Origin of the sequence: Nocardia sp. XZ_19_231 (genome assembly GCF_015355705.1) — a bacterium.
Lineage (GTDB): Bacteria > Actinomycetota > Actinomycetes > Mycobacteriales > Mycobacteriaceae > Nocardia > Nocardia salmonicida.
Genome location: NZ_JACUZI010000002.1, coordinates 392030 through 407919, shown reverse-complemented (window position 1 = coordinate 407919; position 15890 = coordinate 392030). Strand labels below are relative to the sequence as shown.

At 65.6% G+C, this 15890-nt stretch carries 18 protein-coding genes; 3 read left to right on the top strand and 15 right to left on the bottom strand.

Annotated features, from left to right (window positions below):
• From IBJ82_RS09085 to IBJ82_RS09015, 15 genes are all read right to left on the bottom strand, one after another.
• A complete protein-coding gene (locus IBJ82_RS09085) occupies positions 1-444 on the bottom strand; it encodes a hypothetical protein (protein ID WP_194825517.1) in 444 nt (147 codons plus the stop codon).
• 1 nt (position 445) lies between these two features.
• Complete coding sequence (locus IBJ82_RS09080; RefSeq protein WP_194825516.1) at positions 446-1975, bottom strand: hypothetical protein; 1530 nt, start codon at positions 1973-1975, stop codon at positions 446-448.
• 25 nt (positions 1976-2000) lie between these two features.
• Complete coding sequence (locus tag IBJ82_RS09075) at positions 2001-2390, bottom strand: hypothetical protein (protein ID WP_194825515.1); 390 nt, start codon at positions 2388-2390, stop codon at positions 2001-2003.
• 31 nt (positions 2391-2421) lie between these two features.
• The gene (locus IBJ82_RS09070; RefSeq protein WP_194825514.1) at positions 2422-3045 is read right to left on the bottom strand and encodes a hypothetical protein; all 624 of its coding nucleotides are present in this window, start codon (positions 3043-3045) and stop codon (positions 2422-2424) included.
• Positions 3046-3082: 37 nt separating this feature from the next.
• On the bottom strand, positions 3083-5083 hold the full coding sequence (locus tag IBJ82_RS09065) for a hypothetical protein (RefSeq protein WP_194825513.1): 2001 nt from the start codon (positions 5081-5083) through the stop codon (positions 3083-3085).
• Positions 5080-6162, bottom strand: a complete 1083-nt coding sequence (locus IBJ82_RS09060) for a hypothetical protein (RefSeq protein WP_194825512.1) — start codon at positions 6160-6162, stop codon at positions 5080-5082. The genes IBJ82_RS09065 and IBJ82_RS09060 overlap by 4 nt, the downstream gene beginning before the upstream one ends.
• A complete protein-coding gene (locus tag IBJ82_RS09055) occupies positions 6159-6560 on the bottom strand; it encodes a hypothetical protein (RefSeq protein ID WP_194825511.1) in 402 nt (133 codons plus the stop codon). Before IBJ82_RS09055 ends, IBJ82_RS09060 begins: the two co-directional genes overlap by 4 nt.
• On the bottom strand, positions 6557-6859 hold the full coding sequence (locus IBJ82_RS09050) for a hypothetical protein (protein ID WP_194825510.1): 303 nt from the start codon (positions 6857-6859) through the stop codon (positions 6557-6559). Before IBJ82_RS09050 ends, IBJ82_RS09055 begins: the two co-directional genes overlap by 4 nt.
• Positions 6856-7233 carry a hypothetical protein gene (locus IBJ82_RS09045; RefSeq protein ID WP_194825509.1) on the bottom strand — a complete coding sequence of 126 codons (378 nt, stop codon included), beginning with the start codon at positions 7231-7233 and terminating at the stop codon, positions 6856-6858. The genes IBJ82_RS09050 and IBJ82_RS09045 overlap by 4 nt, the downstream gene beginning before the upstream one ends.
• Entirely contained in the window at positions 7230-7379 is a 150-nt protein-coding gene (locus IBJ82_RS09040; protein ID WP_194825508.1) for a hypothetical protein, read from the bottom strand. The genes IBJ82_RS09045 and IBJ82_RS09040 overlap by 4 nt, the downstream gene beginning before the upstream one ends.
• Entirely contained in the window at positions 7379-7594 is a 216-nt protein-coding gene (locus tag IBJ82_RS09035; RefSeq protein ID WP_194825507.1) for a hypothetical protein, read from the bottom strand. Before IBJ82_RS09035 ends, IBJ82_RS09040 begins: the two co-directional genes overlap by 1 nt.
• Positions 7591-7800 (bottom strand): DNA-binding protein, encoded by a 210-nt coding sequence (locus IBJ82_RS09030; protein WP_194826262.1) that lies wholly within the window; start codon positions 7798-7800, stop codon positions 7591-7593. The genes IBJ82_RS09035 and IBJ82_RS09030 overlap by 4 nt, the downstream gene beginning before the upstream one ends.
• Before the next feature lie 173 nt (positions 7801-7973).
• Positions 7974-8648: a GntR family transcriptional regulator gene (locus IBJ82_RS09025; protein WP_194825506.1), complete on the bottom strand. Its 675-nt coding sequence runs from the start codon at positions 8646-8648 to the stop codon at positions 7974-7976.
• 113 nt (positions 8649-8761) lie between these two features.
• Positions 8762-9601: a class I SAM-dependent methyltransferase gene (locus IBJ82_RS09020; RefSeq protein WP_194825505.1), complete on the bottom strand. Its 840-nt coding sequence runs from the start codon at positions 9599-9601 to the stop codon at positions 8762-8764.
• A 283-nt stretch (positions 9602-9884) separates the two neighbouring features.
• Positions 9885-11711, bottom strand: coding sequence for a serine/threonine-protein kinase (locus IBJ82_RS09015; protein ID WP_194825504.1), 1827 nt, complete (start codon positions 11709-11711; stop codon positions 9885-9887).
• A gap of 977 nt (positions 11712-12688) precedes the next feature.
• On the opposite strand from IBJ82_RS09015, the gene IBJ82_RS09010 reads away from it, so the two are divergent.
• From IBJ82_RS09010 to IBJ82_RS09000, 3 genes are all read left to right on the top strand, one after another.
• A complete protein-coding gene (locus IBJ82_RS09010) occupies positions 12689-13648 on the top strand; it encodes a hypothetical protein (protein ID WP_194825503.1) in 960 nt (319 codons plus the stop codon).
• A 343-nt stretch (positions 13649-13991) separates the two neighbouring features.
• On the top strand, positions 13992-14699 hold the full coding sequence (locus IBJ82_RS09005) for a YrhK family protein (protein ID WP_194825502.1): 708 nt from the start codon (positions 13992-13994) through the stop codon (positions 14697-14699).
• A 485-nt stretch (positions 14700-15184) separates the two neighbouring features.
• Positions 15185-15889, top strand: coding sequence for a GntR family transcriptional regulator (locus tag IBJ82_RS09000; protein ID WP_194825501.1), 705 nt, complete (start codon positions 15185-15187; stop codon positions 15887-15889).
• Position 15890: the final 1 nt, after the last annotated feature.

The window sequence follows — 15890 nt, the reverse complement described above, 5'->3', positions numbered from 1 at the left end:
TCAACGGCTCCGCTCGACCGTGCCGCGAGCGCGGCGCTGGGGGCGGGTCTTCTTGGTCGCCTCGCGGCGGGTACGGATTTCGCTCTGGACGGCCTCGCGGCGCTCGCAGGTCCGGGCGTAGAGGCCGGCGGCCTGGTCCTGGCTGCGGGACTCGATGTCGGTGACGAAGCAGCCGTCGTTGTGCGCGATGTTCTCGTGCATCCGGCGCATCGTGTCCGGGGCCTGCCGCCAGTCGTCGTGGGCGTCGGACAGGTACTGCCAGTGCTCGGCATGGGGGCCGCCGGCCCAGCGCTGTTCCAGTTCCTGCTGCTGGGCGTCGATGGCGAGGATCTGCTCGTCGGTCATGGTGCTGTCGGGGTGGGTGACCCCGGTTTCCATCTGGTCGGACAGATCGGCGTGGCGGTCGAAGTCCGCACGCATGGCCTCTTCGTGTTCGCGCTGCATGTCAGCGACTCCTTTCGATTCCGTTGTGGCCGTTGGTGATCGGGCTGGGCATGGGCTGGGTCTGGTTGGTCTCGGCGGCGACCCGTTCGGGACCACCGGGCCGTTCGCGCGCCGCGGCGGTCTGCTTGGCCAACCGGTCGATGGCCCGGTCGCGCTGGGTCTTGTACTGGTCGCGCTCGGCGCGCAGGTCCTCGATGTCGGGCTGGTCGCGGCGGACTTCGTCGATCTCGGCGGCGAGTCGGGTGTTGCGGTTGGTCAGCGACTCGATCCGGCCCTCGGCGGAGTCGAGCTTGGTGCGGATCTCGTCGCGGTCCGCGGTGACCGAGTCCATGCCGCGCTGCAGCATCGACACCTTCGACATCAGCCGGTCACGGTCCTGGCCCATGGCCTTGAGCTGCTTTTCGACCTCGGCCAACCGGTCTGCATCCGAGCTCACCGGGGTGGCCGGCTCGGCAGTTTCCTGCGTTGTGGTGGGGCGCTTGCGCGTCGGCGTCCATTCGGCGGTTCGGGCGCTGACCTGCTCGTAGGTGCCATCGGCGACGCGTGCGGGGGCTTCGACGCCGCGTTCGTGGATGACGGCTTTGAGTGCGACCTGGGGCACCCAGTTCGTCGAGCGGACGGTGCGGTGGGTCCACTCGGCGGCCTCGCGGCCGGTCGGGTGCACGGTCTGGATGACCTGGGCTTGATCCCCGCCCGGGCGCAGTGAGTACACACTCGCGGTGAACTTTGAGTTTTCGACCGCGTGGGCGCGTTCGTAGGCGATCCGCTCGGGTGACACCCCGACCTCGGCGGCACCCGCGGTGGCGGTGCGGACCTGGCGGTCATAGGCCCGCAGGTCCGCCTGATCGGCGGTCGGCGCGTTGAGGTCCCAATCGAGCTGTGCCCTCCGCAACTGCTGGATCGCGGCCTCACGCTCCTGCCCGGTGGCCTTGCGAACCGGAACCGGCTGTGTCGGGCGCTGGTAGCGAGCGGTGTTGGCCTGGCGTCGCTGTTCGGTCAGCTCGGCGACCTGCTGCGGCAGCGCGGCGCGGGTGCGGGCGACGGTGGCGCGGTAGCGCAGGGCGTCGATTCCCTTGACTCGGTGGGCACCGGCGAACAGTGCCCGCTTCGGGTCGTGGCCAGGAAATGCTGTCGCGGAGTCGATTCCGTCCAGCACGATGCCCTGCTCGACCGGGGTCAAGCTATGACCTGTGAGTACCGCCTGCTGGATGTCGGTGGCATGAGTGCGCAGCGCGAGCTGGTCGCGGCTGCGGCGGTCGTGGTCGACGCGCGGGTCGTTGCTGCGCATCGTGACGGCCTGGGCGTGGGCGCGGTAGCGGTCCACGGCTCGTTCGGTGTTGATCAGCTGCTTTTGGCGTTCGATGAACTCGGCCTGGCGCTGCTGGCGCAATGCTCGGCTGACCTCCTTACGGATGCGGCGCTGCTCCATCCAGGTCACCGCCCGGCCGTGCTGGCTGGCCAGTGCCATCAGCGCGCGACCGAAATGGCGTGCCTGGTCGATGATTTCGTCTTCTACGGGACGTTCGGACATGGCAGTTCTCCTTGCTGTGGTGGGTTCAGCGGGTGCGTTCGACCCGGGGACGGCGCCCGTTGTAGAGGTCTTTGCGCGCCTGGACGCGGGCCTCGCGTTCCTCACTGGCTTGCTCGGTCAGCGAGAGCCGGGTGGTGTAGGAATTGGCGCGGCGCAGCCCGTCCTCGGCGGCCGACAGCGCCCGGTCGGTCGAGGCCAGCCACATCTGAGTGGCGCTGGTCGCCTCGGTCGGTTCCATCGGTTGGCCGAGGTTGTCGGTGCGCAGCGATTCCGGTGACCCGTGCAGTTCGCCGTAGTGCTCGTGCAGGGTCTGGATCTGGTGGCGCAGCGCGTCGAGTGCCTCGCGGGCTTGCCAGGTCCGCTGGTCCAGATCAGACGGGATCGGCAGGATCGGTTCGGTCGTGTTCTCGGGCATGGCAGGTGGTTCCTTCCTTGTGGTGGGTTGTTCAGTGGGCGGTGCGTGCGGTTTCGAAGCGGCCGCGTCGGTGGCCGATACCGGTGACCAGGGCGCGGATGCCGTGGGCGAACAGGCTCAGCACGGCGGCGACCAGGCCGATCGCGGCCGAGATCGTGGCGGCGGCGACATCGCGCAGCGGCGGACGATGGGCGGCGTTCCAGAACAGGAACCCGACCCAGCAACCGGCGTAGATATCGATCGGGACAGCCACAACCTCCGGCTGGCCATGGGTCACTACGACAGCGAGAGTGACCACAACGACAGAGCCCGGCAGCGCGGTGCGCACCCAGCGCGGCACCTTGCGCCCGGTCGGGGCTGCGGGCTGGTCGGGCTGCGGGCGCAGCGCGGGGATCAGGTTCTCGTCCTCGACCGGCACCACGGCCGTCTGCTCACCGGTGAGCGACTTCACCAGTCGCGCAACTGGTTTCGGTTCGGGCTCCGGTTCGAAGGGGTGTGCGTCGGCTTGGGCTGCGAGAAATGCCTCGGCCTCGTCGACGAGCGTCTCGGCCATGCGGGCCGCGTCGGACTCCGACGCCGGCTGCTGCTTGCGGCCGTGGTCGTGGTTGTGCTCGTTGTCGTCGTTGGGGTCGGAGTTGCCGCGAATGATGCGCATGGCAGTGGCCTTTCAGGTTTGGTGGGGGGTCGCGGCGTCAGACGGCGGCGACGGGTTCGGGGTCGATCGGCGCCGCGGTGTCGGCGGCGCGGGTGCCCGGCAAGGGCTTGAGCTCGGCGCGGTCGACCGGGACGACGCGGCCGTAGTAGGCGTGACCGGCCTTGGCGTGCACGATTTCCCCGGTAGCCATCTGCCGGACCCGGTCGGGGTCGACCAGCCATTTCTCGCCGTAGGACACCGATCCCTCGTCACCGTGACGCTGGCCCTTGATCAGGTGCCGCGACGGCATCGCGCTACGGATCGAGCCGAAGTGCTTGCACACATCACCGGCGTTCTCCGAGTAACCCAGGATCAGCCCGCCGGCGCACGCCTTGAGCAACCGGTTCAGCGACCACTGATCGCGCGCGACACCTTCTTGGGACTGCGCCGCGAACGTCAACGCGACACCCTGGGAGCGGCCCCGCTCGGCGACGTTCTCCAAACCGATCGCCTGCGACTGGGTTGCGACAGCGGAGAGTTCGTCGATGATCAGCGAGACGCTGCGCCGCTGGTCTTTGGCGGTGCGCCCGGCCCGCTGCATGACCATGCGGATGATCGCGGCGACCTGGGCGCGCCCGGCGTCGGGATCCATGCCCGGCACGGTCACGTAGAGGATGTCGAGTTCGTCGAGGTTCTTGCCCCCGTCGAACACACCGTTGCCGTTGTGGTCTTCGAGCATTGAGAACAGGTTCGACATCTTGATCAGCGCGTCGTCGAGCTGCGGGACCTTCTCCGCCTGCAGCGCCTCGACCTGGCGGACCACATCCGGGGAACCGCCCCAGGCATCGACGATGGTCTGCGCTTCCAGGCGGGCCAGGAACTCGGCCGACGACCGCGGCGGGCCACTGGGGGCATCGACGACCAGAGTGACGATGCGTTTGCGCATCTCGTCGAAGTGCTGACCTTCGCTGGTGGTCGATTCGCCGCCGACCATGAGGTCCATCAGCACGCCCCGCAGGTCACGGGCGGGCATGTCCCAGATATCGAGTCGATCCCGCGAGGGGACCAGCGCGATCCGCTCGTCCTCGATGCCCATCGCGAGGGCGTCGTCGCGGATGGTTTCGCCGAGCACCCGGTCGTCTTCGCCGCCCTTGCAGGCGATCATCACGATCAACGGCCGCGGGTGGCGACCGCGCATGCCGGGGACCTCGCGCCAGCGCTGCCAGGCTTTCCACTCCGTGGTCAGGATCGACACCAGGTGCCGTTCTAGCAGGGTGGTCTTGCCAGCGCCGGTGGTCGCGATGATGCCCATGTGTCGCTTCACATCCGCGTGCGGGATGGTCAGCCACTGCATGTGCCGTGCGGTGAGGCTGCGCCAGAACCCGCCCGGTTCGGCGCTGACGTGCTCGGACAGCACCCCGAGCACGATCGAATCTCCGGTGCTGTATGGGGCACCCAGCTTCGCTGCCCGTGCCGCGGCCTGGCTGCGCCGGTTGTCCATCGCGGACTTGATGCGCTCGGTGCGTGCGAGGGACTTCTGTCCGACGCTGGCGTTCTGGACAAGGAACTTCGCCCACCACAACGTCGCGAGCAGCATCGCGGCCGGTCCGGCGACCGCGAGCATCGGCACCAGGCCCGAGAAGTCCCCGGCAGCAAGGGTTTCGGCGCCAGTCCACAGCAGGGTCCATGGTGTCGACCAGGCGCCGCCGGCTACGACCGACGACATCGGCAACAGCAGCGACGCGACGGCGAAGTTGCGCAACCGGTGCGGGTCCAAGGGCCAGGCCGTGGCGACCGCGACGATGAACAGCAGCATCGCGATCACGACGAACGCGATCACCGCGGAGGTCCCGGCAGTGTGGGCCAGGGCAGCGAAGTCGGGCATCGGTAGATCGGGCAGGTTATGCCCGCCGACCTCGACGGGCGGTGCGGTCGGGGCGATGTCGGGCATCGGTGCGCCCGGGTTTATCGCCGGGGTCGTTGTCGGGGACGCGGTGATGATGACCGGGGCCTTGACTGGCGCGCAGTCAGCCGGGGTGATGAGAGGTGTGCACGTCATGATGCTTCCTGCTGGGAGAGATGAATGATGGTGCTGCGCAACCGGTTCGGGCTCGCCGCTTTCCTGGCCTCGCGTAGGTCGGCGTAGCGCTTGAGCCAGCGCGACCAATAGGCGTCGAAGTCATCGACAACCAGATCCAGAGCCAGACCGGAGAACTCGGCCGCGGGCAACCGCTCCGATGCCGCGGTGACGTTGTCGTAGACCGACGCGGTACGGCACAGGTAGAGCACGCCGACCATGGGTTCGGTGTCACTGTCACGAGCGGCCCGGATCGCACCCCGCAACGCGATGTCCATCGCTTCGGGTTGCTTCTTGGACAGTTCGACTTCCAGCGCCCACCAGCCGTGATGGCCCTCGACGACACCGAGGAATCGGCCGTCGTGGATGTGCGGGCGGCCGAGTTTCGGGTCACGGCCGCTCGAAATCGGGGTCGCCGGCTTTCGCGGGCCAGGCTGGGTCTCGCCCTGAACGCGGTGACGCAACGTCCGCTCCGAGACCCATGACTTCGGGTCCGGACCAACCAACATCACGCGGGCTTGCGCGACGGCGCGGTAGTGCTCGGCGAACATCAGCGGTGGCTGCCATTCCGGCGGACGCCATCCCAGGTACCGGGCCGCGGTGATCCGGGTCGGGACAACCCACTTCTCGCCCGGCTGGACCTGCTTGAGTTCGTGCACCTCGCTGGCCCGAACCAGGTCGGCGACCAGTGCGTAGACGTGGTTGCGTTCCATTCCGAGAAACCAGCCCAGGGTGTCGACCTGCATGCCGTGCATCTGCGACAACGCTGAAAGCACCGCGGTCTTGCGTCCCGTCGATCGGCGGCCGGGGCCGACCAGCGCCTGGGCGGTGCTGCGCGGCAACCCGACACGAGTGCTGATCTCGGTCATGCTCAGCCCGCGACTGTGCAGGGCGTCGATCTCGCCGAGCGTGGCCTCGACCCGGCGGGCCCGGACACCGAGTACTCGGGAGATATCGCGGTAGGTCAGGCCCGAATCACGCAGTCCGGCAATGATTTCGTCGCGCGCTTCGACTTCCAGCGCCGCCCATAGGGCCGTCTTCTGCTTGTGGTCGATCTTCATGTTCGCTCCCTTCCCGGTCGTTGCTTGGCTGGCCGGTTTCGGTGACGTGCGGCCAGGTCGCGCCTGGCCTGCTCGATCAGCTCCCGCATGTCGGTCGCGTCGACCCCGCGGCGCTCGGCCGCGTTCGCCGACTTCGTCCACCGCGCAACCCGCAACGCGTCAAGTTGGGCCTGGGTCGGTTCACGCTTGGGCTGGGCCTTCGCGGCGTCGAACAGGTGCGCCTTCAACGGGTCCCGTCCCCGCCGGCTGCGCAGAATCTGCGCCTCGTACTCATCGCCCGGTCGCTGGTTGTCCTTGGCGAGCTGGCGCCGTGTCCGCAGGTGCGACGGCGCCGCGCCCCACGGATAAGTCGGCATACCGCCGTGCCGGTCGCCTTCCGGGTCCAAATGCCTGCTCACGGCCGTGTCCCGACCGGGCACGGTTCGACCTGCGCGACCCGCACGTTCTCGTCGGCGGCGCGGCAGATGTTCAGCGAGGGCTGGTAGCTCTGCTGGTCGACCCAGGCAATCGAGCAACCGACCATCCCGATCAACACGCACACGGCCAGCACGATCAGTCGTAGAGCAGGCGGCAGGTGGTTCACCGGGGCGTAGACCGCACCGACCCCCATGAACTCGGGGCGAGCCATCGACTGACCGGCGCTGCGCCCAACCGCGTTGCGGTCCTCGCGGGGCGACCGGAACAACCCGCCGCTCACCGCGACCGCCGCCGATCGACCGCGGGTGCCTCGACCGACTGGGCCTGATTCGGGTACTCGCGAACCTTCGCTGCCAACTTGCGTGCGGGATGCAAGCCGTATTTCGACGTCATGGCCATGTCATTCGCCGCGTCCCCGAGCCTCATGGCCGTGTGCGAGACGTTGATCGAGCCGTACTCGCGCGGGAAGCCCTTCAGATTCGGGTTGACGTTCGGCTGGTCGAATCGGTCCGCGTGTGGCTCCAGAGCGGCGTAGCGGGCCTGCAGCGCGATCGTGCGGTGGCGCAGCACCTCCTGGGCTCGAATGATCGAGTCCAGCTCGTCGAGCAAGTCGACCGGATCGTGAATCGGCTCCTGGCCGTGATCGGTGCTCATCGCCGCACCCCCGCGCGCTTCGTCGCGCGCCAGAACCACACAGCACCGACGACCATCAGCACGAACCCGAAGACATCCGGCGCGGTCAGGACCATGTAGCCCACGGACAACAGCGCGACGGCGGTTAGGAATGTCTTGCCGCGCATCAGGCCGCCCTCCGCGCCGAGCGGCCCAGAAGCGCTGCGAGCTTGGCGTGAGCCTGGGCGGACATCGGCGGGGCCTGGTCGACGATTTCGTCGAGGTAGTCGGAGACGTCGGGCGCCGTGATCACGGTCCGCGACTTCCGCTTGATCGGGCGATCACTTCCGTCCGCGCTTACCGCGCCGGCGATGCTCCGTTTGATTCGAACCGGCGCGCTCACTTCGCACCGCCCTCGATGAGCGGGCGCTTGAGCGCCAGAACCTCGTCGCGGTCGACCTTGATCAGTCGCGGCCCGACCAGGAATGCCTGCAGCAGACCCGATTTGACCCACCGGCGAACGGTGGTCGGATGCACTCCGCCAGCGAGCACTCCAGCATCCCGAAGCCCGATCAGGACGGGCCCCTTCGAGCTATCCCCTGTGTTCATCTATGCAGCTCCTTCCACGTATGCGACTTGTGTATACACAGAAGCGTATACGCAACTGCGTATACGCTCAAGCATTGCGTATACGCAAAGTGGAACGGGCAGCAAAAAGCCCTGATCAGAAGACTGATCAGGGCTATTGACAGCGAGTCACGACGGCAAGCGCCGGCTCCGCATCACTCGCGGGGCAGAACCATCCGGAAGGAAAAAGTGCGATACCGCCCCGGTATGTAGGACACGTCAGACGTCATGAGCAGCTTGTCGGCCGACGTCAGGAACCGCTGCTTGACCATCATGAGCGGCTCACCGACCGGTATCCCGAGCCACTCCGCATGCCCGCCGGGCGGTACGCGCTCGGACAGCTCCTCTTCGAGGATGTCCGCCTCCGGCGGCGACTGATTCGGCAGGTGATAGGTGTCCGAGATCGAAATCGGCCGTCCGTCCTCGGATGCGCGAACAAGCTCGTGCACCAGCGGCGCGCCAACGTCGAGGCCGAACTCGTCGGCGAGCGACTCGCTTGCAGAAACCTCGGTGACGGTGCGGTCGACGACTACCTCAACATCTGCGGTCGCCTCGGTTTTGTAGGTGGTCTCAGGACTCTCCGCCTGCCGCTCCGGAGAGAGTCGAGTGTCATCCCGCTGCGCAAGAACCAGCGTCCCCCGCCTTTCAACGGTCGTCACAAGCCCCTTTCGTCGCAGCTGGCCGATCGCCTGACGGGCAACAATCTCGGACACTCCGTGCTCGCGGGCAATCTCGGCATGACTGGGGAGCCAGACATTCGGCGGGATCACACCCTTCCGGATATCGGCGGCGTACTTGTTCGCGATGGCCACGTACTTCGGTTCTGGCATCGAGCACCCCTCTCGGTTAGAAACCGCAGGCGAACGGCCTGCGTATACGCAGAGAATGTACGCCAATAGAACCGACACACCAGCGGCGGCGTGCCGTCCGTGGCGTCATGCCGTTAGCGCAGGCTCCAGCACTGGGCTACGTCGTCGAGGTTCCACCAAGACACGAACGATTCGTCACAGGTGTCGAGAACCCAATCAGCGGAGAGCTGATCAAAGAACTGATTCGAACCAGTCTTCCCACCCTTCGGCTCGCCGATGTAGATCACACGATTACCCCCGGCGCCCACGTAGTTGTTCAGCGTCTGCGCCGACATCGGGTCTTCCCACCCCGGGGGCCAGCACAGGAAGAGCACCCGGTCACCCAGCGCCCGGGATTCCCACCCCTCTGCAAGTTGCTCAAGTCCATCCACCTGGTGCCACGTGGCTCGCCGTCCTGGCGCACCGGGGAACGACGGGTTAGCGGTGAGCTGTGGCGGTTCCGAATCGAATGCCACGACGTTCAGCCCGTTGGCCGCAAGCATTGCCGCCCAATAGCCTCGCCCCGCACCGACCTCACAGAGCCCGCGGCCACCTACGATCCGCTCGATCCAGTCAAGCGTGCCCGGCGACGGGACCGCATATGCGTAGGTCTCCTGGAGAACTGTCTGCGCGTACCCGAGTCGGCCGCTGCCCTTCTCAGCATCCCCCGGAATCCGGCGCCGGCCGTCAGGCCTAGAGCCAACCAGCGGCTCGACAATCTCCCAGTACGGGTTCGCACTCTCCCCTCCAGCAAGGAAGTGGAGCATCCGAAGGTCTAGCAATCGGTCCTGCTCAGGATCCGCACTGCCCGCCAAGCTGGCTGCAGTGTCGAGGTACTCGGCAACCTTCGGATACTCGGTCTGCAACCTCACCTCATCCGCGAGAAGCGTGGCCAGTTGGTCGCGACGATCCGGGGACAGCGTGAAGGCGGTCATACATCCATAGTGCCTGCCGCCCACCGCCAATGGGAGTGAATGCTGTTCGCGCACAGACGTTTGCGACGACCACGTCGCACCTCATATTGCGACCGCTGTGGGTGACCACGATATCTGCCACCGCTCGGACGTCCGATCAGGCGAGACTGGTGTTGGGATTAAGCTGGCTGTCCCCGGGGTTCCAGCATAATTGCCATCGACCGCGCGTTCGGTGGTTCCAAGGCGAGTCGTCCGCCGTAGGCCGTCCGCTCATGCCGATTTCAAAGTCTGGTGCGTTGCTCGGTCAGGACGATCCGCCGTCAACCAGCGGTGCGGAACCACCCAGTAGCTCAAGCCACGGTTCGAGGAGGGCCTCAACAGTCAATGGGGTATCGCTGAACCCTGATTCAAGTGGCTGTCCCTCAGTGTCAGCGATGATATTCCACAATCTCTGATTCACATTCATGCCGCCGGGTTCGAAGATGAACGGCGGCCACCAGACCCGTGTGACCCACCCTGGTGCGTCGCGAAAGTAGATAAGGTTCGCGGCCATCGATGCTCCCACAAGGTTCGAGGGGTGCCGCGGATCGGGTGTCGCGCTAGCCAGTGACCCCACCAGCAATGGATGGCGACGGGGATTCAGGCTCGTCGCCTCACCAGTCTCGGCAGCAACTACGAGGGCGAACTGGCGCCAGGAGAGCACCCAGCGATCACCGACGTCGTCGTAATTGGTCCGTTTGAGAGTGACCTCGTCGCCGAGCACTGTTCGTGCAAGTTCCAATGCTTGTTCCAGCATCTCGTTCAAGTCGACCAGCGCGCTAGTTTGTTCGTCAGCGCGCTTCTGCCGCTGGTGGTCGGCCCGGGCGGTCGCAGCATGTTCGGCATCCTGAGCTCTCTGCGCACGGACGGCAACCGAGGCCAGCCGCTGTTGCAAGGCCGTCAGCGGCGTGTTGACCGCCTCAAGGCCTTCGACCACGGCACGGGCATCGGATTGTCGCGCTGCAGGGTCCTTGGCCAGCAGTCGATAGACCAATCGCTGCATCATCTCGGGCGCGCCGATCATAGCGGGGGGTGGACTCTCAAGGTGCTGGCGGCGCAGTTCGCTGCTGTCGTGACCGGTGAAAGGACGCGCGCCGGTCAGCAATTCGAAGGCGATCACGCCGAGCGCGTACAGATCGGTCCGCGCGGTGGCTATGCCATTTTCGATGTATTCCGGTGCCATGTATGCAGTGGTGCCCTCGCCTTTGCGGGTCCACGATGCGGTGTGTTCGGCCAGGTCGCGGGCAATACCGAAGTCGGCGAGTCGCCAGCAGTTGCCAACGCGAAGGATGTTGGCGGGCTTGAGATCGCGATGCACGACTCCGATCTCGGCAAGTTCCTGCAGCCCGAGGGCGATAGCACGGAGAATAGGTACGACGTCGTCCATCGGAAGTGGTCCGGCCGCCTGGGCGAGGTACTCCTCGAGGTTGGTGTCCGCCAACGGCATGACGATGTTGACCGATTCCTCGCCCAAGGCGACGCCGAGATTAACCAGTAGGTGATCGTGCGACGTAGCGGCACCGATCTTTTTGCCGATCTCGATCTCGCGACCGTGGATGCGGGCGGCAAGGTCACCGCCGAGTCCCAGCTCGACGCGTTTCACAGCCACGGCCGTTCCGTCTTCGCCGACCCCCCGGTACACGACACCGGCCCCGCCGGAACCGATGACTTCGGCGGGATCGTAACGCCACACAGCCCCGTCAGAATCGGTGAACGATCTCAAACCCTCGATGCTCTCAGAGTCGTTGCGCAGCAACGCCTCTAGCTTTTCTCTGACCGGATCGGCTTGGTCGTTGAAGTAAGACCTGCGTGCCGCCCACGACCCCTTCCCGCTATGTCGGGCCTTGGCTGCCGCAACGCCCGCTTCGAGCGTTGCAAACGGGAAGGGTTCCTCGATGTCGAGCTGCCTGAGTATCATGCTCAGTCGGATACGGTTCTTCTTGTAGGCGACGGGGTCGCCGCGAAAGCTAAGCTGAGAAGAATTGGCCACAGCGACAAGCTCGCCGAGCAGCGCGTCCACCAACCCGAGTGCCACGGCGACCACATCGTCCCGACTTCGGGTTGTCGATGGCTCGTCATCGTCTAGATCCATGGGCACCTGCAATCTCTGGAGAGCATCGGGGTGGGTATCGCACAGCATTCTTGTGCGAAGTGGCCGCCGGGCACAATATGGCGAGAAAGATTTCGCGGCCGATGACGACGAACTAGTCCAGGCCGCGTCCGGACCGCCGAGCGCTCACCGCCACGGGCTACTCATCGAACCAGCGCACACTTTGAGGCCACATACCGCGTGTTCGCAGTGACAGATATGCCCGATCCAGTGTCAGATACGGTGGTCAGCCGCGCGACCTCCCTGCCCGGCCTCACCGCCACCGCAGCAATGTACATAATCGAACGTATGTGCGAATCGGGCTCTATCTGCGCAATGAGCGCTGGTCAGAATCGGCGCCGCGATTCTGACCGAACGGGCATCGATTGGGGCCAGGCCGGCGGCCACCACCGAACGCACACGCGCCACGCCTGCAGCACGACGATCTACAGTCCACCGATACACACGGACTGCGATCACTAGCTCGGGCGTGGTCCCTTCGGACCGACCGGAACCCCTACGTTGTGGTCACCTCTTGCGCGTCAGGACCGCGCTGCGGCACTTGCTCGACCCAGTACCGCGACGCGCGTTCCCGAACCGCAGCCGCTCACCCTGACGCAGCTACCCGTCCGACTACGTCGAGAACGCAACGGACGCTCCCCAGCCCAGCCACGCTCCCCAACCCGGCCCTTCTTTGTGGTCTTCTCCTCCTCCCTCCCCTACTCCCTCTTCTTTCTTTTCTCTTCTTCTTTTGTTTTGTGTTGTTTTCCTCCCTCCCTGGATATCACTCTCTCAGCGAAGCGAGAGAGTGATATCCAGGGAGGGAGGAAGGCGGCACAAAACATCCCAGCTCAGCTGGGGTATTGCCGGGACCCTGCCGGGACAGTGCCGGGACTCCACAAGTCCCGGCACTGTCCCGACGAAGTCCCGGCACTGTCCCGGCAAAATCCCGGCCGCTGATGCGACGTAGTGTTCGCCATGTGAACAGGATTCACCTTGAGGCCAAGGTTCTCTCCCTCGTCGGCCAGGTGCTCGCCGGAGCCATGATCGAGGATGACACCTTCGAATTGAAGGCTCGGTGGCCGGACCCGAAGAAGGCTGCTAGACGTATCGCGGGCATGGCCAACGCAGCCGCCGGCGCGCAGATCCACTGGCTCATTGGGATTGATGAGGACGCGCATGCAGTTCGACCGCTAGACGAAAACGAGGTCTCGAACTGGTGGGCACAGGTCCAGGCGAGATTCGCCGACAGTGTGACTCCATCGATTCAGGTGCTAACCGTCGTCACTGAGAGTGGCCCGGTCGTCTGCCTCTCGTTCGAGACAGACCGGGCTCCGTACCTCGTCAAACCCGACGGACAAAGTGCTATCGCCAGCGAGGTGCCGTGGAGGTCCGCGACCGCCGTGCGCACTGCGACTCGGGCTGAGTTGATCTCACTGCTGTTGCCGCATTCCCGCGTGCCAACGCTTGAGGTTATCGATAGTGGCGTGTCCTTCAGTCCGGTCGCAAGGGATGGCTGTGAAGGGTTCGAACTCGGCGTCGTACAGACGATATTTATCGACCACCCGTACGAGAACGTGGTCTTGCCCCGGCACAAATGGAGCCTGAACTTCTCATTCGGCGACGACGCGGGCGGTTTCGCCACCTACCTCATGTTTGACGGCGGCGACACTGCCCACTACGGGGTCAGCGTGCGCGATGTCGGCCTGGTAGTAACCGGACCCGGTGTGGTCCGGATGCGCGGCGGGATAGTTCTGAGGAACGACGAGGACGAATCGAATGAATGGGCACGCTCGGTTCTTGCGCAACCAACGATCGATTCCGAACTTCGGCTGCCTGTGGCTGGAACCTCGCGCCTTGCCTCGTCGACAGTGCGGCACTGGCAACTTCCAGGCTACGAAGAACCGAACGAAGAACTCGTGGCGGAATGGGTTTCCTAGTACGCAATCGGTACGCAGCAACATCGAGCACCCCCGCTGACCACCAACACCGCCAGCATCGAAACCGCTGGTCAGCCAACATGACCAACAATGACCTAAATTGCCCTGAACTGCGGTTTTACCGAACGCCATAGTTCGGGACGAAGAGGTCGCAGGTTCAAATCCTGTCACCCCGACGTGTTGGTTGAGACACAAAAGAACCCCTGACCTGGGATTCCTGGGTCAGGGGTTTTTTGCTATCTAACCCTCGGCAGCTAGGCGCCGGCGACCATCCCAGAAATCCCGCCTTGCGTCATGCCGCGCATATGACGTTTCCCGCAGCGGCCGGTCGTACGCTCGATTCATGACGCCAGAACGCCCTGTGCGCCTCCGCCGGGAAGCGTGGGGCTTCGCGATCGGATCCGTGTTCTTCGCCGTCGGAGCGGTGCCGTTCTACGCCGACGCCGTGGGCGCCGTCGTCACCAACGCGACGTTCTTCATCGGGGCGATCTTCTTCACGCTGGCAGCGTTCATCCAGCTGGCGCTCAGCGGTCGGCGCCCAGCTCGCCGCGGCGCCGATCGCGCGGTTCGGGCTGATTGGTGGGCAACCGCGGTGCAGTTCGTCGGTACGCTGTTCTTCAACCTCAGCACGAGCGCGGCGCTCATCAGCGCGGTGAACGAGAGCGCGCGCGTCGGATCGGGCTGGCGCCCGGATGCCCGGGGATCGGTCTGCTTCCTGGTGGCAAGTGCACTCGCGGTCGTCGCGACGACCGACAGGGACCGTCTGTGGGACCCGAAAGCGCGCACGTGGCGCTGCACCTGGCTGAACATGGTGGGATCGGTGCTCTTCGGGGTGTCCGCGGTCGGGGCGTACGTCATCCCGACCACCTCCGATTTCGTCAGCCAGCTGTGGGCGAACCTCGGAACCTTCCTCGGCGCACTGTGCTTCTTCGCAGCGGCGCTGCTGAGCCGGCGCGACATCCCCGCAGGTTACGCGCCGGCCCCCAACGTCTGGACCAGGGCGAATTCCAGACTCTTCGGCCATGTGCGACGGCGCGATCCTCGTCGGTGAAGATCCGCGAGGGAGCTCCCGTGTTCCTGTAGCAACGCAACGACGATCCCAGCCGAGTTCTCGAAGCGAAGAGGTCGCAGGGTCAAATCCTGTCATTCCGACGTGCTGGTAGAGAGGCAGAAGAGCCCCTGACCAGTTCACCGGGCAGGGGCTCTTCGCTTGTCTGCGGGGGTTTGCGGTCGAGGGGGTTCGGCCAGCAGATGGTGAGGGCCGTGACGGAGAGCAAGCCGAGGATGAGGGCCAGGATGGTGGGGCACATGGGGGTCGCCCTTCCGGGTGAGCGGAGGTGGGAGCGCGGCGGTGGGCTCGTGGTTCGAGTGTGGGCGCATCCATGGCGGGTGGGGTTGCCTGCGTGTTCGGGGTTGGTTGAGAAGTTCTCCCCACGCGAGGCTCTGCGTGGTGAGGACGCCGGTGTGAGCAAGGGATAACCTGGCGCTTACTTTCTGTCACTTGATAGAAATTAGCGATCGATAGCGTATACACCCATGTCGACAAGGGTGGATGCAGCGGGCGATGGCTCGGGAAGGCCGTTGCGCGACGTCGTGTATTCGACGTTGCGGGGGGAGTTGATGAACGGCGACATCCGGTTCGGGGAGCGACTCACCGAGCCGAAGCTGTCGACCAGATTCGGGATCTCCCGCACCCCGGTTCGGGAGGCGCTCACGATGCTCTGCTCGGACGGGCTGTTGCAGCGGGAGGAGTTCGGGTTCAGTCCGGTGCGGCCGAGTGTGTCGCGGATTCGCGATCTCTACGAGCTGCGGCTGACCCTGGAACTGGGCGGGATGACGCGGGTGCGGGTGGATCCGCGGATCACCCACGACACCGCGCTGCTGCGTGCCGAGCGGCAGAAATGGCTGACGCTGCAGGCCGACCCGCCCGCCCAGGAGCCGGGTTTCGTCGTCGTCGACGAGGAGTTCCATGTCGCGCTGCTGACCGCGGCGGGCAATGCCGAGATGGTGCGCGCCCTGGTGGCGGTGAACTCCCGGATCCGGCATGTGCGCATGTACGACTTCATGATCAACAACCGCATCGAGACCACGATCAGCGAGCACCTCGGCATCCTCGACGCCGTCCTCGCCGGTGACCTCACGCTGGCTCAGCAGCTCTTGCACACCCACATCGGCGATTCGCTGGATGTGGTGCTCGAGCGGATCTCGCGTGCCGTCGCCGCCATGTCTCTCAGCGAGTAGA